This window comes from Chitinophaga sp. NPDC101104, assembly GCF_050277495.1.
Classification (GTDB): domain Bacteria; phylum Bacteroidota; class Bacteroidia; order Chitinophagales; family Chitinophagaceae; genus Chitinophaga.
Genome location: NZ_JBNNSF010000003.1, coordinates 328,656 through 350,255, shown reverse-complemented (window position 1 = coordinate 350,255; position 21,600 = coordinate 328,656). Strand labels below are relative to the sequence as shown.

Genomic DNA, 21,600 nt, shown 5'->3' with positions numbered 1-21,600 from the left:
GGAATTTTCGGGTTGCTTACCAGGGTTTGCCGGTGCCGCTGATAACCCAGGGTTTCGACCAGGGGCTGTTCTGCGGACCGTTGGCGCCGAAGGCGGAATAAGTGGTTATCTCCAGTTTTGCCGCGGCGGCCATGATATTGGTGTTGTTCAGGTTTCTTTCGTCGAGCATATAGTAAAAACGGACGGGTACCACGGGCCCTTTCGCATTGGGACCAGCGGTCAGCACAGGGAAACCGGTGCGTTTATAATCCGCCCAGGCTTCGGTGGCGTTCGTCCATGCCGCGATCCATTTCTGTTCGATGATCTGCCGCTGCGTTCCCTGGAAAGTTCCGGCCGGGCCGGCCAGGTAGGCCGCCAATTTCGCCGTCACGCCCCAGGTTGTGAAAGACGCTTCGATCCCTTTGCGGTAATGCGTTTCCGCATCGCCTGCGGCCCAACCTTTCAGGGCGGCTTCGGCCAGGATGAAATGAACTTCCGCCGCGGAAATGAAGCGCGCTTTCAATAAGGGGCCTTTCGCCTCCTTGTAAATATCGTTCAGCCACGACACATGTGCGTTGGTGGATGCCTGCGCCGCATCGTTGCTCATGTTGTACACCGCAGGACCGGCCAGCGCGGGCGGAAGCCCCACGTAATCCACGTCCTGATCGATGTCTGCCGGCGTGAGCCCCCGGGAAGCCAGCACATCGGGCGAGATGTAGCGAACCTTGCGCGGCTCGCCGTTCACGATGGTATCCCGCGGTTGATAGATGTTCCCTGTGCCGGCGGGCTTCGTGTCGTCCACCAAAAGAAAACATTCCACTTTCTTTCCCCAGACGCCCAGCCGCGGATCGCCGAGCGATTGCAGCATATTCACGAATGTACTGCACATTTTGATGCGGCGGTAGCGGCTGCCGGCTTCGCGGTCGTACGTGGCGTTAACGGGCCAGGAATCCGCGTCGCTCGTGCCGATGAAAGCCATGGTAGCGTCGTCTGACGCATTGAGGATCAACGGGTACTGGTCCGGCGCCCCTACGATTTTTTCGATGCCCGGCCTGGCCACGGCGGGCAATTTTTCTGCGAGGCGCATGTAATAGCGGAGCGCGAGGGAATTGGCCATTTTCCGCCATTTGGCGGGGTCGCCCTGATAATAGACGTCTACGAGATCGATGGGTGCGGTGTATTGGTTTTTAGGTTTGGACAGGAGTTGATTGGCGCGGTCGAGGTCTTGCAGGATACCGGTGTAGACCTGCTGCTGGGGGTCGCAGGCGGGAGCGGCGTTGCCGGGGCCTTCCTGGTCGCCGCGGAGCGCCTGGCTGTAGGGGACGTCTCCGTAAAGATCGGTCAACAGGCCGAACAGCATGGCTTTCATCACCAGCGCCACACCTTCGTGCAACTCAAAACCCGCTGCCTTGGCTTTTTCAAGCACCAGCTGGTTGTTGCGGAGGATGTCGTAATAGGCCGTCCAGCTGTTGCTGCCGCCCCAGTCGTATTCGTTGTGCGTGCCTACCCATCCGTCTTTCTGCGTATGCTGCATCACGCCGGCGAGGTCCTGGAACCCGAGGTTCACGTAATTCTTCCCCGTTTCGGTGAGCACGGTAGACAGCACGAAGCTGGGATTGGTTTTGTCGGGATTGGCGCCGTTGGGATTCTCGTTGAGCGACATGAGGTGCTTCCGGCACGATGGGCCCGCAAGCATCAGGAGGCAACATACGATGAGGGTCTGTCTGCTTTTCATGTCGAATAATTTAAAATGTCAGGTTAAGTTTGAAACCGATCGGGATCGACCAGGGCGTTACGTTATACCGTTCTATACCCTGCTTGAACTGGATCCCCGATCCCTGCACGCCCGAAGCCGGCTGGTACGCCTGTTCCGGGTCCACGCCGATCTTGGCCGCCGTCCACAAAATAATGTTGCGGCTGTACACGGAAAATCCAGCGCTCCTCGCCCCGATGCGCTTCACGATGTTGCCGGGGATGTCGTAAGACAGCGCCACTTCCCGCAATTTCAGGTACGACGCGGGAAACAGGAACGCACGGGTGAAAGACCAGGTGGTACTGCCTGCATACGGCAGCGTCAGCGTTCCCGGTCCGCCGAGATTTTCAGCGAAACCGGTCGGATTGCCCTGCGGATCGAACCCCGTTGGGCGTACCCCGGGAATGAATACGCCGCCGTACGGCAATGTATACGGGCCATACGTAAAGGGATACCCGTTATATTCCGGCGTGGGCCCGCCCACCAGCGGGAAATAATTCCCGTTGACGCGGATCAGCCTGTCCTGGTTGGCTTTCAGGTAGTTGGCCAGCTCTTCGCCACGCATGTTGCCCGGGTTGATCAGCTTGTCGAGGAAACGCTGTGAATTGCCGTGCTCTTCCCCGTAACGATAGGTTTGCGACACAAAATCGCCGCCGTTCCGCCAGTCAAAAGTCATCGCCAGCGAAAAACGTTTATAACTGATCGTGGTTTGACCGCCGAGAATGAAATCAGGATTGAAGTTGCCGATCTTGTTGCGGGTATTTTGCGCGTCGATCGCCTGCCATTTGCCGACCGCATCGAGGATGGGATACCCGAAATACGGAGATTTCTCGTCCTTCACCGTCACCAGTTCCGCATCGTAAATATCGCCGATGTCTTCGCCGACATACGTCCAGGCGCCGCCACGCCCTTCTTCCCACAACACGTAATACGGCATATCTTCTGTAAGACTGGCGATCCGGGTGCGGTTGCGCGTGAGGTTGAGGTTTACGTCCCACCGGAAATCCTTTTTCAGCACCGGCGTTCCGCCTAGCGTCACTTCCACGCCGCGGCTGCGCAGCAATCCGGCGTTGATGTTCTTGCTCGAATACCCCGACGACGGCGGGATTTTGGTGCTGAAAATCTGGTTTTTATTTTCCACGACATAATACGTGAAATTGAACCGGAACCGGTCTTTGAAAAGAACCACATCCGTTCCCACTTCGTACGACGTCGCGATTTCGGGTTTAAGATAAGGATTGAGCAGCGTGCCCGAAGTGCCGAGCCGCGGGATATTCCCCCAGGCGCCGGCGTTGTTCAGTACCGCCTGGAGTTGGTAGGGCGAGGCGTCGTTGCCCACTTTTGCAATGCCCGCCCGCAGCTTGATCATGTTCACGTTGCGATGGTCCCATCCCGCCAGTTTATCGGCCAGCACGCTCAGCGAAGCACTGGGGTAGAAATACGGCGCCGCGTCCGGCAGGGTGCTCGACCAGTCTGTTCTGCCCGTTATGTCGAGATAAACGCGGTCGCGGTAGCCGACGTTGGCGGTACCGTACACGCTGTGCACGCCTTTTTCGTAGCGGCTCGTCCAGGCATCGAGGTTTTCGGGCAGGATGTTTTGCAGGGTAAACACGCCGGGAACGATGAGCCCGGTGCCGGGTTTATTCGTATTGCTGACGGTTTTGCCCGTTTGATAGCGCAGATTGCCGCCGGCGGACACGGAAAAATCGAATTGTCCCGCGCGTTGTTTGTAGGTCAGCAACGCATCCGTATTCCGTTCCATATGACTGATCCCGATGACACCGTAAGCACCGTTGCGCGAATCGAGGTAACTGCTGGCGATCTTCGTTTCGCGTTCTTCCCGGTAAGTATCCAGCGCATAGCGGACCATGAGGCTCAGGTGCGGCGTGATCTGCCAGTCGGCATGAATGTTCCCGAAAACACGGTCGCGCACGAAGCCATTCTGCACTTCGTACGCAAGGAACCAGGGATTATTGAATACGCCGTTCGACTGCGTTCGCTGCTGGATCCCTTCCTGCCCCGGCATCCAGTAATCGCGCAGGTCGTTGATATTGATGTGTGGACTGAGGCTGTAAAGCCATTGCAGGGGATTGGTACCGCGGTCGCCGGCGGGGCGGTTATTGGAATTGCTCCGGCTGTAATCGACGTTCGCGCTCACGCTCAGCTTCTGGTGGAGGCGCATCGTGGCGTTCAGGTTGAGTGCGTTGCGGAAAAGGTCGGTATTGGGGATGATGCCTTTGTTCGTCATGTTCGCGTACGACATCCGGTAGGCGATCAGGTCGTTATTGTTGGCGATAGAAAGATTGGAAGCGGATGTGATGCCCGTGTTCACGAAATTCTTCGCATTGTCCGGGTAAGATACCAGCGGCTTGGCGACTTTTTTCCCGTTGGCATCCAGCGGACTGTTCCACTGCACTTCCTCATAACCCATATCGAGCTGTGCGCCGTAAGTGGCATCGATGTTTTCAGAGACGAGGGAGCCGAAGGGATTGGTGAGCAAATTGCCGCTCCGCGAAACCGGGATGCCGGAAAATTGCCCCGACCCGAATTTGGTTTGCCATTGGAGATATTTGTAAGGGATGTCGAAAACGACGTTCTGCGCGGCGTTGACCGTTAACCGGTCTACTTTCCGGCCGGTTTTGGTGGTGATAATGACAACGCCGTTGCCCGCGCGGGAGCCGTACAGTGCCGCGGCGCTGGGGCCTTTGAGCACGGTCACGCTTTCGATATTGTCCATATTGATATCGGAGATGGCGTTGCCGTAGTCTACTTTGTTGTTGCTGCCGATCTCGCTGATATTGTTGAGGGTATTAGCGACCGGTACGCCGTCTATGACGAACAGCGGCTGGTTGTCGCTGCTGAGCGAAGTGGCGCCGCGGATGACCATATTTACGGAAGACCCCGTTCCGCCGGTGCTGCTGATGGTGACGCCGGCCATTTTCCCGGACATGGCGTTGAGGAAATTTTCCTGCGTTACGCGGTTGAATTCGCGGGAACCGAGCTCTTCCACCGAGTACCCCAGTGAGCGGGTGGCCCTTTTGATGCCGAGGGCGGTGACGGTGACGGCGCCCAGTTCGCGGCTTTTCTCTTTCAGCACCACGGAAAGCGTGGCCCTTGCGGCATCCTGGATGGTGTAGTTGCGCAAGGTGTCGCGCATGTAGGCTACGTGCGAGAACACGAAATAATACGGGCCGCCGGGCGGGACTTTCGTCATGACGAAAACGCCTTTATCGTTGGTGACGGCTTGCCCGAGTGCGCGGGCCGATTCGTTGAACAATTCTACGGCAACGCCTTCTACCGGCTGCATGGCTTCGTTCCGGACGATGCCGGTTACGGATGGGGTGGCGGTGGTTTGTGCGGAGGTGGTGATGTTCCAGCACAGCAACAGCAAAAGGAAGGCCTTTCCCGAAATAGAGCGTAAATGAGGTCTCATATCGGTAATGATTTTAAGAGTATAGGATGCGCCCTGCGCAGTGGTGCTGCCGGGTGCGGTACGGGTGATGTTTAGGGGGAGATCAGCAAGCTGTCGCCCGAGTGGCGTATCTGCAGGTTATTCAGCACGGCGATCGTCTGCAGGAAATTGTCCAGGGATTCTTTACCGCTGTTGAACGATCCGGTGAAATACCTGTCGCGCAGCAGTGCCGGGTCGTACAGCACGTGCAGGTTTTCGCGGGATTCCAGTTGCCGGAAGAGTGTTGTGAGCGGTGTATTGTCGAAATGTATGATGGCGGTTGTAGGAATCATTTCTTTGGGGGATGGGATGGCGGCGAGGGCGGGGCTTTTGCGGGCGGGGGGCGCTGGCCGGGAGACTTGTAGGGATTGAAGATGCGCATCGTACCGGAGGAGCTCTCCGGGGCGGAGGATGATATCTTTTTCGTTGCCTGCCTGCACTTTCACTTTTCCGCTGATGAGGAGCACGGTGGTGGGTTTACCGGGGACCGAGGTGATTTCGAAGACGGTGCCCAGGGCGGTGGTGTTCGTTTTGCCGGCGGAGACGGTGAATGGTGCGGGGTTCCGGGCTACGTCGAACCGGGCTTTGCCGGACAGGGTGATATTTCTTTGATGGGTGGGGAATGGATTTTTGTAACGGAGGGAAGCGCCTGGTTGGAGGAGTACGCCGGAGCCGTCGGGGAGCCGGTGCGAGAGGGGTTTGCCGGTGGTGTTTTCCAGGAACCCGGCGGGCGTTCCGGCATCATGGTTTTCTGCCACGACGGGTTTTGCGGCGGGACGGGTCAAATACCAGGTAGCGACGGCTGCTGCCAGCATGGCTGCTACGGCGGGGAGGCGCCATCCCCGGTCCCAGCGGCTCCTGGGGCGGTGAGCTTCGTTGCTGCGTTCTCCGCCGAGGGAATTCGGCATCCATTCATCAGATGCAACACTTGCTGTGGAGCGCCTGTTATCATCTGATGCATTCCTTGATGCGTTGCCCATTCCATCACCGGATGCGAACCCGGCTTCATTGCTGACTCCATCATCCAATACACACTTGCTTAATCCATCATCACCTACAATCCTTGCGTCTTTATTCCATCCATCACCGGATGCGAACCCGGCTTCATTGCTGACTTCATCATCAAAAGCGCATTTGCTTAATCCATTATCACCTACAGTCCTTACTTCTTTGTTCCATCCATCACCGGATGCGAACCCAGCTTCATTGCTGACTCCATCATTATATACACACTTGCTTAACCCATCATCACCTAAAGTCCTTGCTTCTTTGTTCCATCCATCAACGGATGCGAAGCCTGCTTCATTGCTGACTCCATCATCAGATACACACTTGCTTAATCCATCATCACCTACAGTCCTTGCTTCTTTGTTCCATCCATCACCGGATGCGAACCCGGCTTCTTTATTGACTTCATCATCAAATTCACACTTGCTTAATCCATCGTCACCTACAGTCCTTGCTTCTTTGTTCCATCCATCACCGGATGCTTCGATATGTGCTTCGATCTGCCCGTACATCGATGCGGAAATCCCCTCGGGCAAACGGCCCTCCGGATGAAACTGGTCCCATTGCTCTTCGGTAATGTATTGCTCCAGCGCGTCAGGATGCTGCAACAACCACGCCCTTACCATAGCCGTTTCCGCTTCCGTACATTCGTTCCGGAAGTAACGCTGGATCATATGGGATGTAATTTCGGTCATCTGTACTTTGAATGTCGATTGTCTGATTGCTGAGATGGGGCCTATGCCGGAAGTGCCCCCACTATTTATAAGTTAACTGCATTTACATGCTAAATTTCGTACAACTTCCATCCTCTTCCATTCACCTTCCACACAACTTTCCGTCTCTCACAAATCTTACATTCGTTCTCGTTCCCTTCCATTCAACTCCGTTCATCTTTCAAACATATTTCCAACTCCCCACATATCTCACATACTTTTTCCATTCGTTTTCCATCCAACTACCACCCTTCTTCCGCACACCTTTCCATCTCCCACACATCTGCCATTCATCTTCCATCTAATTCCCATTCATCTTCCACACATCTTTCCATCTCCCCACAAATCTCCCATACTTCTTCCATTCGTTTCCCATCCAACTACCATCCTTCCTCCAAATATCTTCATCACCCACAAATCTCCCATACTTCTTCCATTCGCTTTCCATCCTACGGCCACCCTTCTTCCACACACCTTTCCATCTCCCACACATCTGCCATTCATCTTCCATCTAATTCCCATTCATCTTCCACACATCTTTCCATCTCCCCACAAATCTCCCATACTTCTTCCATTCGTTTCCCATCCAACTACCATCCTTCCTCCAAATATCTTCATCACCCACAAATCTCCCATACTTCTTCCATTCGCTTTCCATCCTACGGCCACCCTTCTTCCACACACCTTTCCATCTCCCACACATCTGCCATTCATCTTCCATCTTAATCCCATTCACCTTCCACACATCTTTCCACCTCCCACACATCTTCGATTTATTCATCCATCTCCCCCACATCTCCCAGCCCCCTATCACAACAACGCCTTCCGCAACTGGCTCACCGCCCGCAACACATGATTTTCCACCGTACGCGGAGAAATCGACAACGCCTCCGCGATCTGCTGGTACGTCCATCCCTCCAAACGGCTCATCCGGAATACATGCCGCCGCACCGGCGACAAATGCTCTAAATAAAAATACACCCGCTCCAATTCCTCCTTTCCTTCCAGATCAAACGCAGGTGACTCCCGCTCCTGCCCTTCGGAAAACACCCCCATATGCCGGTCCCGCACATACTCCTTCCGCAACAAATCAATCATGATACTCTTCGCGATCCGGAATAACTGCTGCGATATCGAAACTTCCGGCGATAAAGACTCCCGGCGCTCCCACATCCGGATAAACGTCAATTGCACCGTCTCCTCCGCAACATATGCAGATTGCACATGCCGCAGCGTGAAGTAATACAACTTCTGATGATATAATTGATATACCATCCGGAAGGCATCCTTATTTCCTAGCCTGATATCCTGCGCGGTGTATCGCATATAATTCAATAATATCAATCGTATTCAGGTCACGACTTCTCAAGTATCAGCGTCAACGGAACCGTCGCCACATTCGGAATGACTGCTGTAATGGAAATTTTCAGGGTTTTATCCGTCAATTCGTCTATCCAGTGCGGGTCCGGATCGCCCTGCGCAGATTTGAGCAGCAGCACGGCATCATAGATATCCAGGGACCAGGTTCCGTCATTCCCCGTAACAGGAAATAAAAGCTCCGTGCAACCCGCCACCTTCATGGTATTGTCCTTATTAAAACGATATGTATTGTTCTTCGTGCAGGTAATCAGCGCCCCTCCAGGCCCCAGCATCGGCGCTAACACCATCATGCTCGTTCCCGCAGGAATATTCTGACCTCCCAATTTCACGCTCACCGCTATCACCAGGTCCTTCTGCTTCCAGGAACCTTCCACCATCTCCCTCCGCCCCGATGACGGAGGCGCCGCGTCGTCCTTCTTACGACATCCGGAAAATAACGTGAATAGTAAACATATCAGGGCTACGTAAACAGGCTTCATAAAATGATAACACTATTAAGTTAATGAAATCACCCGTATCTGCATAGTATTCGTTTGCCGGGGGAAAAGCCCTCACTGGGGACCGAAAAAAAATTCTTCAGCCGCCCGCATCCAGCAAAAACCGGCAATTCAACACCTTCTCCAACAAATCCTCCCCGGTATAGAAATAATGATTGGACGCCTCAAAACCCAACGTCGAATTCCCCCGCTGCAACACCAGCATCCGCCGCGCCAGCCGCAGCTCATCCTCCAGCAACGCCGCCCGCAGCGCCTTTCCCGCCTCGTCACCCCGCAACGCGATATATTCGCACTGGTTCGCCGCACTGCGAAAATGCACCGCCACCGCTTCCGCCACCTCCTGCTCGAACATCAACTTTTTCGCCTCGTCCGCCGGCAATCGCAGTCCACCGGTCTCCTTCCTCAACGTCTCCAATCCCTCCGCAAAACCATCCGCCACCTTGCGCAACTGCCTCACGTACACCTCCTGCGGATAATGCCCCCGCCAACGCGCGAGATCGTCGTACGGAAAACCCACCATCGTGGCCTGGTACCCCGTCCCCACATTCCACATCAAATTCGCCGGCCCCGTTTGCATGGGCGAAAAATACAAGCCTCCCCCAAAAGGGAATTCGCTGAACGCCTTACTGAACGCCTCCCAGGCCCGCGTCACCGCTTCGCCCGCAGCACCATACCGCGCAGCCGCCACCCTTGCCATCGCTTCTTCCGGCCGCAAATCCTTTTCCTTCATCATCAACGCCACAACGGCCAGGTTGGGAGACGGATACCCGCCCAGCGTCCAGCCCAGCATAAGCCCGTCCACCTTTTCTGCGCGCAACGCCGCCGCATGCTCCGCCACGTTCCGCAACGCCGGGATATACGGCACCGCCGCGATCTCCCAGGTATTGCCCGCCTGTATCTTGGCCATGGTCCTGATCCCGGCAAAACGCGCCGCGTCCCAATGCACCCTGGCACGGGGTCCCGGCCCGATCGCCGATATGGAATATTCTCCTATACTGCTTTTCACGCCCCCACGCTCAATGGTCACATCCCATTCGGACACGCTCATCAACAACACTTCCTTCGGCAATGCCGGAATGATCTGTTTCCCCCATCCCGCCGGCCAGCCCCAATCCCACACGATCAGCTCCGGCACCGGCCCGTCTTCCCGCTTCTCCATTCCCTTCCGGATGCCCTCGGCGTAATTGTGGTTCAGTTCCGCGATCACCGCCGGCCCGCCGCGCGGCCCGCATCTCGGGCAACCTGCACCCTGGCCGTGCGACCAGCAATTGGTGCGGTTTTCGGAAGCCGTGATGGAAAAGAACCCGCCCAATCCAGGCACCGCGCGCGTAATGGCGGCGATGCCGTTGCGCAGGTACGCCTGCACGTGCGGGTGGCTCGTACAAAGACTGACCACACCACCGGCTTCCGCACCCTTCAGCCGCGGATACTTTTCGAAAAAAGACGCGGGCCAGGTCCTCGGTTCGTTGAGGTATAAAAATATTTTGACGTTGTGCTTTGCGGCGCGGTCCACCAGCTTCCGGAGATTCTTCAACCGGGTTTCATGGCCTTCGCTTTGGAAGGCATCCCAGGGAAACGGGACCAGTTTGTGCAGTACGATGTGGATCCAGACGCTGTCTATCCCGCTGGCGGCCAACCGCGCGAGGTATGCATCCGGATAGGGATCGGAAGCCGCGTCCAGCAAGGGATCGCCATACAGCGCGAAATAGGAATAGCCTAGCCGCGGCGAAAATCCCGCAGATGGAACACCATGCAGGGAATTTTTCGGATCGCTCAGTTCGCGGATGAAATGGAACAGCGGTTCCCGGCTTTTGGGGAGCCCTTCGGGGAATTCCCGCTTCATCACTTCGCCGATAGCAGCGGTAGCGGCGGATGGCGGTTGATATTGCACCGGCGCGCAGGAAGGCTTGAAGCTTCCCAGTTTTTCGTAAAGAAAATCGTCTTCGCGCAGCGTGAATTCGAACCTCTTTTCATCCCATCCCAACAAGTCCGTTAACTGCGTCCGCGGCAACAGGTGCCAGTTTCGGCGGATGATGGTGATGTAGCTCCGCTCCCACGCCAGCTTTGCAACCGGTGCCGGCTTTTCGAGGCCCATGGCCAGGCCGGTGGAAAGGATGTTTTGCACAGAAGTGCCCGCCACGCGTGCCAGCGTATCGTGCGGCACCAGCGACCAGTTTCGCCAGACGAATGCGTGGTAAGTATCCGGAAAATGCGGCAGCGCGAGGGCGGCCTTTTCGGTCAGCGGAGGCATGGCCGCAAAAGAGCGGCGCCAGTTCAGTAAAAAGCCGGCAGTGGCCAGCGACAGATTTCCGAGGAATTTCCTTCGGGCAATAAGGTGCGGCATAGTAGGGACGTGGAATATTACCCCATGATACAAAAAACCATGCGATAATCATAGCACGCCCCGGGTTTTACCCGATCGGATGCGGGAGCGGCGCTCCTTTCAGCCCTGCGATGATATTTTCCGCCGCCATCCTCGCCATTCCGCCGCGCGCTTCTTCCGTAGCCGAGCCGATATGTGGCAGCACGGCCACATTGGGCATTTGCAGCAACAGGTTGTTCCGGTCCATGGGCTCGGGATTGGTGACATCCAGGCCCGCGCCCCAGATACGGTGCGTCCGCAAGGCATCCAGCAAATCGCTTTCCTGGTGCATCGATCCGCGGGCGGCATTCACGAAAATAGCCGTGGGCTTCATTTTCCCGAAGGCTACGGCGTTGAATATCCCTTCCGTTTGCGGCGTGAGCGCGGCATGAACGCTCAGCACGTCGCTTTGGGACAGCAGTTCGTCGAAGCTCACATATCGCGCGCCCAGCTCCTTTTCCGCGGCTTCGTTCCGGCTGCGGTTGTGATAGATCACTTCCATATCGAACGCGCCGCGGCACTTCCGCGCCAGCGCGGTACCGATGCTCCCCAACCCGAAAACGCCCAGCGTCCGGCCGTTGAGCTCTATCCCGAGATGGGCCGTGGGGTCGAAGAATCCCCATTCGCCCTTTTCGATCCGCTTATGCATGTAAAACGCCTTGCGCGAAACGGCCAGCATCAACAGGAAAGCCGTATCAGCCGTGGCATTGCTCAAAACGCCCGGCGTATTCCCCACCGGGATCCCCAGTGCCTTTGCGGTAGCCACATCGAGGTTGTCGTACCCGGCAGACATGAGCGCGATCACTTTCAAATGCCGGCACGCCTGCAAGAAATCCGCGTTCAGCTTATTCCCGCCCACGCTCAGCAGCGCATCATGCGCCTTGCACGCCGCCACCAGCTCTTCCGGTGCGAGGTCCCGCTTTTCCGTATGTTCCGTGAATTCGATACCTACGTCGCGCAGCAGCCGTATCCCCGCTTCGGGAATCTGCCGGGTGATGAATACTTTCATGTGAACGGATTTGTTAGGTGTGTAAACAATTTTCCTGCAATTTAAGTTTTAGCTTTATGACCCTTAAAAATCATGCGCATGGATAAAAGAACTTTGGGAAATACCGGCCTCGCCATCGCTCCGCTGATGTTCGGCGGGAACGTACTGGGCTGGACGGCCGACGAGCAAATGTCTTTCCGCCTGCTGGACGCCTTTACCGACGCGGGATTCAACGCCATCGATACGGCTGATACCTATTCCCGCTGGGCCCCGGGCAACAGTCCCGGCACTTCCGAACGGGTGATCGGCAAATGGCTGAAAGCTTCCGGGAAGCGCGGTAAAATCGTGCTGGCCACCAAAGTAGGCGGTGTGATTTCGGAGGAAAAGAGAGGCCTGCGCAAATCGTACATCCTGACTGCCGTAGAAGATTCCCTCCGCCGCCTGCAAACCGATCACATCGATCTGTACCAGTCGCATTACGACGATCCGGAAACCCCGATCGAAGAAACCCTCGAAGCCTACGCCTCCCTCATTTCCGCCGGGAAAGTCCGCCACATCGGCACCAGCAACATGACGCGGCCCCGCATCGTGGCTTCCGCCGCCATCAGCAAAGACAAGGGATGGCCGGCTTACCAAACCCTACAGCCCGAATACAACCTGTTCGACCGCGAAAAATACGAGACCGAATTTGCCGCCTACGCAGCGGAACACCAACTCGGCGTGATCCCGTACTTTTCCCTCGCCAGCGGCTTTCTCACCGGCAAATACCGTTCCGCGGCCGACATTGCCGGCAGCCCCCGCGCCAAATTCCTCGGAAAATATTTCAACGATCGCGGCACCCGCATCCTGGAAGCCCTCGATTCCGTAGCGGCCAAGCATCAGTCCAAACCCGGCATGGTAGCCATTTCGTGGGTGAAAAACCGGCCCACCGTGACCGCGCCCATCGCCAGCGCCACCAACCTCCAGCAGCTCGGCGAGCTCATCCGCGCCGTTTCGCTACAGCTGGATACAGCCGATATGGAACTGCTCAATACCGCCAGCGCGTTCTGATGTACTGCTTTCAAAAAACGAACGGCCCGGAGCAAACGCTCCGGGCCGTTCCGTTCGTATTATTCTTCTATCGGGTCTGCGATGCGTTCTTCAGCCGTTCGAGCGCTTCCGCCATGGCTTTCACCTTGTCGGGATGCTGCGCGGCGAGGTTCTGTTTTTCACCTACGTCCGCACGCAGGTCGTACAGCTGCGGGAGCTCGTCGTTGCCGGACTCGATGTTCACTTCTTTCATGAGCTTCGCGCCTTTCGACGGGGTGATGTATTTCCAGTTTCCCTGCACGAGTGACAAAGAACCGCCCTGCAACACAAGCCAGGAGCGGCCTTCCGGCTTTTTGCCCAGGAATGCGGGCAGCATGTCGTGACTATCCGGCGCGGCATTTTCGGGCAATTTTTGTCCGGTCAGTTTCGCGAAAGTGGCGTAAAGATCGACCTGGCTGATCAGCGCGTCCGACGTACCGCCGGCCTTCACGGTGCCGGGCCAGCTTACGATCCAGGGCACGCGGGTGCCGCCTTCGAACGCGCTGTATTTGCCGCCGCGCAGCGGGCCTGCGGGCTGGTGACCGTTCTGCTGGGTAACTGCGCCATCCACATAGCCATCGTCGAGCACGGGGCCGTTATCGCTGGAAAAAAGGACGATCGTGTTTTTCTCCAGGCCGAGCTGGCGGAGTTTGTCCATGATGCGGCCCACGCTCCAGTCCATCTGCAGGATCGCGTCTCCGCGGTAACCCAGTTTGCTTTTGCCTTTGAAGGCGGTGGCGGGCATGCGGGGCACGTGGATATCGCTCAGGTTGAAGCACAGCAGGAAAGGTTTTTTGCGGTTGGCTTCCATGAATTCGATGGCTTTGTCGGTAAACGCGTAAGCCACCTCTTCGTCTGTCCATCTTGCGCGGGAACCGCCTTTCATCCAGCCGATCCTGCCGATTCCGTTCACGATGGTATTGTTATGGCCCTGGCCGGGTGATGATCGCATTTTGAGCAATTCGGGGTTTTCCTTGCCGGTGGGCTCGTTGCCGACTTTCGACTGGTAATTGACTTCGATGGGATCGTCAGGGTCGGCGCCGATGATGGAGCCGTTTTCCACGAAAACGGTCGGCACGCGGTCGGCCGTGGCGGGGAAGAAGAAGGCGTAATTAAATCCGACTTCGTTGGGACCGGGCCTGATGGCGGTGTTCCAGTTGATGGGGGAACCGTCTCCCAGCCCCAGGTGCCATTTCCCGACGAGGGCGGTCTGGTACCCGGCTTGTTGCATCATGGACGCGAGCGTGGGGGAACCTGGCGGGATGATCATGGCCGCGTTGCCGGGGAGCACGCCTGTTCCTTTTTTGCGCCAGGGATACTGGCCGGTGAGCAGGGCGTAGCGGGACGGCGTGCAGGTAGCGGATGTGGTATGGCCGTTGGTGAAGCGGATGCCGCTTTTGGCCAGGGCGTCAATGTTGGGCGTTTGCACCTGGGTGGCGCCGTAGCAACTCAGGTCGCCATATCCCACATCGTCCGCATAAATGATAATGACGTTCGGCCGCTGCTGGGCAATCGCTTCTCCCGCCAGCATGCCGCATAAAAACATAAAGAGTAACCGTTTCATCCGGATAAAATTGTTCCGCGCAATCTTACTCAATATTTCCGCATAATTCAACTTAAAATGATTAATTTGATAGGGATATGCGGCGGGCGATAAACAAATGCATTTATTTCCTCATGCGAGTTTTTAGCCTTTGTAATCGTATAATCTATGACAACTGCTGTACCCAATCTTTTATTGATCGACGATGATGCGGACGACCAGGAGATATTTTTGTCTGCGCTGGCGTTCATTGACAATTCCATCCGCTGTTCCCTGGCATCGAACGGGCAGGAAGGCATTACGCACCTGAGTACATCGGAATCGTTGCCAGACCTTATTTTCCTCGATCTCAACATGCCGGTGATGAATGGCATGCAGTTTTTACAGGAGTTGAAAACCAGCCAGCGGACCAAACACATCCCCGTCATCATTTATTCCACGGCATCCGACCAGCAAACGATCCGGCAGGCGCTGGAACTGGGTGCTTTCCAGTTTTACACGAAACCGGAAAAGTTCTCGGAACTGGTGAGCATGCTCCACAGCCTGCTGTACCCCGCCACCCGATAACATCCATTCCCGGAATACCCGCCATCAGCCTGACTATTTGCGACCTGGGCAAGCAACCGCCCGAACGGATTTTCCGTATCCCGAACAATACCTTTGCATGAAGCACCTGTCGCTCCTGATGCTGATCATGGCCTTTTCTGCCGGCCTGCGCGCGGACCATATTACCGGCGGGGAAATGTATTATACGGTACTGTCCCGCGCCAACGGCAGCACCACTTACCAGGTGACGCTCAAACAGTTCCGCAGTTGCGGCACCCAGAACCGTTCCTTCTACAATCCCATTTACATCGGCGTGTACAACCGGGCCACCAACGCGGAAATCTTCATGCTGTCCGTCCCCCTCAACCGGGAAGAACAGCTGAGCCATACGAGCAACGACCCCTGCATCACCCGTCCACCCACGATCTGCTACTACGTCGGGTACTGGCATTTCAATGTTACGCTACAGGATTCCCCGGATGGATATGTCATCACTTCGCAGGTAACCAACCGCGTAAACCAGATCAGCAACCTGGAACCAGGCTACGACCGCATCGGCGCCACCTACACCGCTGAAATCCCCGGCACGGCGCAATTGGCCACTGCCACCGACAACCGCAGCGCACGGTTCACCGGCACCGACCTCGTTACCGTTTGCGCCGACAACCCGTTCCAATACAGCTTCGCGGCCGAAGACCCTGACAACGACGAGCTTCGCTATTACTTTTGCGAAGCTTACCAGACCATCGGTTACTCCAGCGGCAACCCCGGCACCGGAGGCGGGGGCGCCACCAGCCAGCCCACCGTGCCGCCGCCCTACGTAAGCGTGCCGTATGGCACAGGATACAGCCAGGATGCGCCCCTCGGCGTCCGCGTTTCCATCGATCCCGTCACGGGCCTCATCACCGGCATCGCGCCGGAAGTGGGGATTTACGTGGTTACCGTGTGCGTACAGGAACTGCGGAACGGTACCGTCATCGCCACGCAACGGAAAGACCTGCAGCTCAACATCACGGGCTGCACCCTCGCGTCTGCCACGCTCCTGCCGGAATATATGCTCTGCGGCAATTCGCAGCAGCTCGTGGTCGCCAACCGGTCTACCAGCCCATTGATCGCCCGCTGGAACTGGGAGTTCCGCAACGCCGCCGGCCAGCTCGTGTATACCTCCGCCAATCCCGTCGCGGATTTCACGTTCGCGCAGCCGGGTACTTATTCGGTGAAGCTCACAACCAACCGCGGCCTGCAATGCCCGGATTCCACGGAAGCCCTCGCGCTGGTATACCCCGGCTTCAACCCCGCCTTCTCTTCCGCCGGCTCCTGCATCGCCAAACCCGTTTCCTTCACCGACCAAACCACCACGGCCTTCGGAACGGTGAATTACTGGAACTGGGATTTCGGCCAGGCCATCACCATGACCAACCGTTCGGAAGATCGAAACCCAAACTGGACGTACCCTTCCACGGGCCGCTACACCGTTACGCTCATCGCACATAATTCCGTAGGCTGCAAGGATACGGTGCAGCAAGCGATCGATATTCTCGACAAACCACCGATAGGACTGGCGTTCAGGGATACACTGATTTGTCCGCCGGACCCGCTCACGCTCCGCGCCTCCGGGTCGGGCAATTTTACCTGGTCGCCCGCCGTGAACATGACCGGCTCGCAAACCGCCACGCCGAATGTGAACGTCACTTCCGACACGAAATATTACGTAGACCTCGACCAGAACGGCTGCCTGAACCGCGACTCCGTCCTGATCCGCACCACCAGCCAGGTGACGCTGCAGATGCCGGCGGATACGCTGATCTGCCAGGGAGATACCATCCGGTTGCGGCCGCAATCCAACGGGCTGGTCTACAATTGGGCAGCTGTCCCTGGATTGTTGCAGGCTGGGTCGCCCGCGCCGCTGGTGAGCCCGCCGGGAGATACGCGTTATTTCGTGACGGCCAGTGTGAGCGCCTGCACGGCCAGCGGCAGCGTTTGGGTGCGCGCGGTGCCTTACCCGCTCGCGCGGGCAGGGAACGATACGGTCATTTGTTTCGGAACCCAAGCGCAATTGCACGCCGCTACCGACGGCAGCGGATTTGCGTGGTCGCCCGCATTGCCGGGAACGCTCGACCCGGTGGTAAGGCCGGCGGAGAGCACGGCTTACGTTTTCACGGCTACGGATACACGCGGATGCCCTAAACCTTCGCGGGATACGGTGCTGGTGACGGTCCGCCCGAAAGTGCAGGCTTCTGCCGGGCGCGATACGGCGGTGGTGGTGGGGCAACCGCTGCGATTGCATGCTTCGGGCGGAACGCGGTATGAATGGTCGCCGGCGGCGGGGCTTTCCGACCCCGGCAATCCCGATCCCATTGCCGTGTACCGCAGTGCCAATAAGGGTTTGCGGCTGAAGGTGCTCGTGCAGGACCAGGCGGGCTGTGCGGATTCGGCGTTCCTTACGGTGAAAGTTTACAACACGCTGCCGCAGGTGTTCGTGCCAACGGCGTTCACCCCCAACGGCGACGGCCTCAACGATTGGTTGCGGCCCATCGGCGCGGGGATCAGCGAGATACGGTACTTCCGGGTGTACAACCGCTGGGGACGGCTCGTGTACAGCGGAAATGAAAATAACCGCGGATGGGACGGCCGGACGAAGGGCGAATTGCAGGATAACGGAACGTACGTCTGGCAGGTGAGCGCCGTGGATTACTTCGGGGCGGACTTCTTCCTAAGCGGCACGGCCACGCTGTTGCGATAACGCTTATATTCGCGTATGGCTTCGAATCAGCACCTGCCCGTTATCCGCATACAGGACATCTGCACACCGCTCAAGGCGGAGGTGTTCAGCATATTCCGGCATGAGGATCAGGGCCGGGCGAGCCTTCCGCAGCCCCACAAGCACGATTTCTACATGCTGCTGGTCGTAACTGCCGGCAGCGGTACCCATACGATCGATTTTTCGCCGTATCCCGTTACCCCGGGCTCGGTGTATTTCCTGGCGCCGGGGCAGCCGCACGACTGGGAATTGCATCCGGACACGAAAGGTTTCCAATTGATGTTCGGCAGGGATTTTTTGACGGGAGACACGCTCCAGTGGCCGTTTTTCTCTTTCTCCGCCAATCCGCACCTGCAACTGGAGGAAGCGCCCCTCCAAGCGGTGGTCCGGGAACTGGAAAGCATCCTCGAAGAATATGCCCTGGCCGATTACCTGACCGTCCGCATCATCACCTACCGCCTGCTTTCCCTGCTCACCATGCTCGAGCGCCGGTACGACGAAGCCCATCCCACCACCAACCAGCCACCCGTTCAGCGCCTCGTGAAGCAGTTCCTCGCCATGCTCGAAAAAAGTTACCGGGAAAACGCAACCGTCGAGCATTACGCCGCGCAACTCCATGTAACGCCGCAATACCTCAACATCGTCTGCCGCAAGGAAACCGGCATCACGGCGGGCAATCTCATCCGCCGTCGGCTGCTGCTGGAAGCGCGGCGGTTACTGTCGCTCACGACCCAGGATGTGAAAGAGATCGCGTATGAACTGGGATTCTCCGACACGTCGTACTTTTCCCGCTTCTTCCGCCGGTATACCGGTCAAACGCCCCTGGAATTCCGCCAGCAGGTTCAGAAAGTACCCTGATCCGCACGTTTTTCCCCTTTCCGTCCATTTGATTACGTTTAATTTTGGTAAACGACACCAGATGATGAAAACCATGTTACTGGCGCTGGTATTGGGCGTAACGATGCCCGCCTGCGCACAGCACGAAAAGGAGACGAGCAAGATGGACAACAGTGCAAATAAAAGGTTACAGGCCGCCGCGGCTGCGGGCGACACCGCCGCCATCGGCGACGCGCTGCGCGCCGGCGCGCAACTCGAATCGCGGGATGCGGAAGGCCGCACCCCGCTGATGACGGCCGTATACAAACATCATGCAGCAGCCGCACAGGCGCTGATCGATGCGGGAGCGAACGTGAACGCGCAGGACAAAATCCTGAATTCGCCTTTCCTCTACGCAGGCGCCGAAGGGATGACCGACATCGTGCGGATGTGTATGAAAGCCGGTGCAGACTACACCGTTTATAACCGGTACGGCGGCTCCGCCCTCATTCCCGCCTGCGAGCGCGGGCATGTGGAAACGGTGATCGCCCTGCTGGAAGACAAAAAATTCCCCATCAACCACATCAACCGGCTCGGATGGACCGGGTTGCTGGAAGCGGTGATCCTCGGCGACGGGGGACCGCGGCATATCCGCATCGTGCAACTGCTCATCGACGCAGGAGCAGATCTCAATATCGCTGATAAAGATGGCGTTACGACGCTGCAACATGCCCGGCAGAAAAAACAGACCGAAATCGCCAGCCTCCTCGAAAAGGCCGGCGCGAAATAACGACTGAGAGTGATAGGCGAGGAAAGAAGAGAAAAGGCTTCCCGGATGGGGAGCCTTTTTGGTATTTACACAAACGAATTGGCGTGGATATTAAGTTTTTGCCTGCACGGATGGATTGATTACATTTGAAAAGAGCCGGAAAAAAATTGGTCCGGAAGCCCCTGAACGTGATGGATACCTGTTCCTGAAATTTACCCTGAAGACATGAATATCATCGCCCCGATAACCCGACTGCTGGACACCGGTTGCACACGCTTTCCGGAGGAAAAACGTTGCCAGGTGCGGATCATCAATTCCCTTTCATTAGCGATCGGGAGCAGTCTTTTCATGCTCGGGGTCGTTTATTATTTCATCACCCGGTTGCCGATCGTATTCTTCGGCAATACCCTGGCGCTGGTGTGTTTCTGCATCCCGGTGATTTTCAACCGTTATGGCAAACTGAAGACCGCCACGCTGCTGCTGGTCGCCTTCCAATCTTTGTGGGCGGTTTATTTCGATTGGCTCCTGGGGCCGGGGGTACTTTTCATCATCGCCTGCATGTCGATGATCAGCCTCACTTACCTGACGATAGAAACCCATTCCTGGCAAATCATCGCCGTGGCCACGCTCAGCTCCTCCATCGTGTTCATGGAATGGCATCTGCTGAACGGCAACCCGCCGTACCTGCAGCAACCCGAGCCCGTGATCCGTTCTTTGCGGTGGATCAACATCGCATGGCACGTTTTCATCCCCCTGCTTTGCATTTACCATTACAAAAAATCCTATAACGATCTGCTGAAGGAATTGCTGCATAAACGGGACGAGCTGGAAAAATCCAACAAGTCGAGAAAACTCTTCCTGCAGGAAACCAGCCACGAAATCCGTAATCCGCTCAACGCCATCTTCGGCATCGTGCAGCTTATGCGCATGGATTTGCAGAACGGCCGTCCGCCGGAAACGATGGGCAGTCTGGTAGATCATCTGTACGTGGCGAGCTTCAACGTGAAAGACATTATCAACAACGTGCTGGAGCTTTCGCGCATAGAATCCGGGCAGCGGGACGAGGCGCATCCGGCCGAAGTGCGCACGCATTCCTTCCTCCACAACATCGTCCGCATCTACGAACTGCTGGCCCTCACCAAATCCGTCACCATCCGCCTCAGCATTTCGCCGCGCATGTTGACGGTGGTGACAACAGATGAAGTGAAGCTGTCGCAGATCCTCAATAACCTCATGACCAACGCCATCAAATTTTCCCCCAACAACAGCGAAATCCTCGTGGAATGCGGCGTGGCGGAAAAGGAGTGGTACATCAGCGTGACGGACCAGGGTGGCGGCATCCCGGCGGAAAAGCAGAAAGTTATTTTCGAGCCGTTCGTGACCGTGAAAAAATCATTCGTGGAAGGGACCGGGCTGGGCCTGCACATCTCCAAGTATTTCGCGGAATTGCTCGGCGGCCGCATCGGGGTTAATTGTGTGGACGGGATGAGCACCACTTTCACCATCTCCTTCCCCGTTCCGGACGGCGCCACGATTCCCGAAATGATGGATGAAACGCCCGGCAGGACGAGCTTCGCGGGCAGTACGGTGCTGGTGGTGGAAGACGACCGGATGAGCCAGATCATCCTGCGCAACTTCCTGCGCGCGAAAGGCATCCATGTGCTGGCGGCGGATAACGGGAACGAGGGATTGACGATCGCCCGCGAACAATCGCCCCACCTCATCATTCTCGATTCGCAAATGCCCAACATGAACGGCAGCGAAATGCTTGAACACCTGAAAAGCGATCCCCAGCTCCAGCACATCCCTGTAGTGATCGCCAGCGGCGACGCCTATTCCGAATCGGCCGATAAATTCCGGCTCCAGGGCGCCTGCGATTATGTCGTGAAACCCATCGAGCTGACCGCCCTCGGCCATGTGTTGGAGAAACATCTCCAGCAACCGTAACCTTTCTTTTACAACATTC

General features: G+C 56.9%; 15 protein-coding genes. 7 read left to right on the top strand and 8 right to left on the bottom strand.

Features of this window, described 5'->3' with window-relative positions:
- Positions 1–16: 16 nt before the first annotated feature.
- The 3 genes from ACQKLP_RS23225 to ACQKLP_RS23215 all read right to left on the bottom strand — a co-directional run bounded on the left by ACQKLP_RS23225 (position 17) and on the right by ACQKLP_RS23215 (position 6,091).
- Positions 17–1,714 carry a SusD/RagB family nutrient-binding outer membrane lipoprotein gene (locus ACQKLP_RS23225; RefSeq protein WP_427325365.1) on the bottom strand — a complete coding sequence of 566 codons (1,698 nt, stop codon included), beginning with the start codon at positions 1,712–1,714 and terminating at the stop codon, positions 17–19.
- Between the two features lie 10 nt (positions 1,715–1,724).
- Positions 1,725–5,165: a SusC/RagA family TonB-linked outer membrane protein gene (locus tag ACQKLP_RS23220; protein WP_427325364.1), complete on the bottom strand. Its 3,441-nt coding sequence runs from the start codon at positions 5,163–5,165 to the stop codon at positions 1,725–1,727.
- Between the two features lie 71 nt (positions 5,166–5,236).
- Entirely contained in the window at positions 5,237–6,091 is an 855-nt protein-coding gene (locus ACQKLP_RS23215; RefSeq protein ID WP_427325363.1) for a FecR family protein, read from the bottom strand.
- Between the two features lie 25 nt (positions 6,092–6,116).
- Between ACQKLP_RS23215 and ACQKLP_RS23210 the strand changes: the two genes are divergently transcribed.
- Positions 6,117–6,743: a hypothetical protein gene (locus ACQKLP_RS23210; RefSeq protein ID WP_427325362.1), complete on the top strand. Its 627-nt coding sequence runs from the start codon at positions 6,117–6,119 to the stop codon at positions 6,741–6,743.
- Positions 6,744–7,714: 971 nt separating this feature from the next.
- Here ACQKLP_RS23210 and ACQKLP_RS23205 read toward each other — a convergent pair.
- The 4 genes from ACQKLP_RS23205 to ACQKLP_RS23190 form a co-directional block, all read right to left on the bottom strand.
- Positions 7,715–8,230, bottom strand: coding sequence for an RNA polymerase sigma-70 factor (locus ACQKLP_RS23205; protein WP_341841493.1), 516 nt, complete (start codon positions 8,228–8,230; stop codon positions 7,715–7,717).
- A 29-nt stretch (positions 8,231–8,259) separates the two neighbouring features.
- Positions 8,260–8,763 (bottom strand): lipocalin family protein, encoded by a 504-nt coding sequence (locus ACQKLP_RS23200; protein ID WP_427325361.1) that lies wholly within the window; start codon positions 8,761–8,763, stop codon positions 8,260–8,262.
- A gap of 97 nt (positions 8,764–8,860) precedes the next feature.
- Complete coding sequence (locus ACQKLP_RS23195) at positions 8,861–11,125, bottom strand: hypothetical protein (protein ID WP_427325360.1); 2,265 nt, start codon at positions 11,123–11,125, stop codon at positions 8,861–8,863.
- A gap of 67 nt (positions 11,126–11,192) precedes the next feature.
- On the bottom strand, positions 11,193–12,152 hold the full coding sequence (locus ACQKLP_RS23190; protein ID WP_427325359.1) for a 2-hydroxyacid dehydrogenase: 960 nt from the start codon (positions 12,150–12,152) through the stop codon (positions 11,193–11,195).
- Positions 12,153–12,230: 78 nt separating this feature from the next.
- Here ACQKLP_RS23190 and ACQKLP_RS23185 point away from each other — a divergent pair, with 78 nt between their 5' ends.
- A complete protein-coding gene (locus ACQKLP_RS23185) occupies positions 12,231–13,181 on the top strand; it encodes an aldo/keto reductase (RefSeq protein WP_427325358.1) in 951 nt (316 codons plus the stop codon).
- Positions 13,182–13,248: 67 nt separating this feature from the next.
- On the opposite strand, the gene ACQKLP_RS23180 is transcribed toward ACQKLP_RS23185, so the two are convergent.
- A complete protein-coding gene (locus tag ACQKLP_RS23180; protein WP_427325357.1) occupies positions 13,249–14,763 on the bottom strand; it encodes a sulfatase family protein in 1,515 nt (504 codons plus the stop codon).
- Positions 14,764–14,910: 147 nt separating this feature from the next.
- Between ACQKLP_RS23180 and ACQKLP_RS23175 the strand changes: the two genes are divergently transcribed.
- From ACQKLP_RS23175 to ACQKLP_RS23155, 5 genes are all read left to right on the top strand, one after another.
- Positions 14,911–15,309, top strand: coding sequence for a response regulator (locus tag ACQKLP_RS23175; RefSeq protein WP_427325356.1), 399 nt, complete (start codon positions 14,911–14,913; stop codon positions 15,307–15,309).
- Between the two features lie 97 nt (positions 15,310–15,406).
- Positions 15,407–18,031, top strand: coding sequence for a PKD domain-containing protein (locus ACQKLP_RS23170; RefSeq protein WP_427325355.1), 2,625 nt, complete (start codon positions 15,407–15,409; stop codon positions 18,029–18,031).
- 15 nt (positions 18,032–18,046) lie between these two features.
- Positions 18,047–18,907, top strand: coding sequence for a helix-turn-helix domain-containing protein (locus tag ACQKLP_RS23165; RefSeq protein WP_427325354.1), 861 nt, complete (start codon positions 18,047–18,049; stop codon positions 18,905–18,907).
- Positions 18,908–18,968: 61 nt separating this feature from the next.
- Positions 18,969–19,655, top strand: a complete 687-nt coding sequence (locus ACQKLP_RS23160; RefSeq protein ID WP_427325352.1) for an ankyrin repeat domain-containing protein — start codon at positions 18,969–18,971, stop codon at positions 19,653–19,655.
- A gap of 204 nt (positions 19,656–19,859) precedes the next feature.
- Positions 19,860–21,581: a hybrid sensor histidine kinase/response regulator gene (locus tag ACQKLP_RS23155; protein ID WP_427325351.1), complete on the top strand. Its 1,722-nt coding sequence runs from the start codon at positions 19,860–19,862 to the stop codon at positions 21,579–21,581.
- Positions 21,582–21,600 lie beyond the last annotated feature (19 nt).

Excerpts from the sequence above, each read along its gene's own strand:
- ACQKLP_RS23225 (WP_427325365.1), bottom strand. The coding sequence starts at position 1,714 with ATGAAAAGCAGACAGACCCTCATCGTATGTTGCCTCCTGATGCTTGCG.
- ACQKLP_RS23220 (WP_427325364.1), bottom strand. The coding sequence starts at position 5,165 with ATGAGACCTCATTTACGCTCTATTTCGGGAAAGGCCTTCCTTTTGCTG.
- ACQKLP_RS23215 (WP_427325363.1), bottom strand. The coding sequence starts at position 6,091 with ATGCCGAATTCCCTCGGCGGAGAACGCAGCAACGAAGCTCACCGCCCC.
- ACQKLP_RS23205 (WP_341841493.1), bottom strand. The coding sequence starts at position 8,230 with ATGCGATACACCGCGCAGGATATCAGGCTAGGAAATAAGGATGCCTTC.
- ACQKLP_RS23200 (WP_427325361.1), bottom strand. The coding sequence starts at position 8,763 with ATGAAGCCTGTTTACGTAGCCCTGATATGTTTACTATTCACGTTATTT.
- ACQKLP_RS23195 (WP_427325360.1), bottom strand. The coding sequence starts at position 11,125 with ATGCCGCACCTTATTGCCCGAAGGAAATTCCTCGGAAATCTGTCGCTG.
- ACQKLP_RS23190 (WP_427325359.1), bottom strand. The coding sequence starts at position 12,152 with ATGAAAGTATTCATCACCCGGCAGATTCCCGAAGCGGGGATACGGCTG.
- ACQKLP_RS23185 (WP_427325358.1), top strand. The coding sequence starts at position 12,231 with ATGGATAAAAGAACTTTGGGAAATACCGGCCTCGCCATCGCTCCGCTG.
- ACQKLP_RS23180 (WP_427325357.1), bottom strand. The coding sequence starts at position 14,763 with ATGAAACGGTTACTCTTTATGTTTTTATGCGGCATGCTGGCGGGAGAA.
- ACQKLP_RS23175 (WP_427325356.1), top strand. The coding sequence starts at position 14,911 with ATGACAACTGCTGTACCCAATCTTTTATTGATCGACGATGATGCGGAC.
- ACQKLP_RS23170 (WP_427325355.1), top strand. The coding sequence starts at position 15,407 with ATGAAGCACCTGTCGCTCCTGATGCTGATCATGGCCTTTTCTGCCGGC.
- ACQKLP_RS23165 (WP_427325354.1), top strand. The coding sequence starts at position 18,047 with ATGGCTTCGAATCAGCACCTGCCCGTTATCCGCATACAGGACATCTGC.
- ACQKLP_RS23160 (WP_427325352.1), top strand. The coding sequence starts at position 18,969 with ATGATGAAAACCATGTTACTGGCGCTGGTATTGGGCGTAACGATGCCC.
- ACQKLP_RS23155 (WP_427325351.1), top strand. The coding sequence starts at position 19,860 with ATGAATATCATCGCCCCGATAACCCGACTGCTGGACACCGGTTGCACA.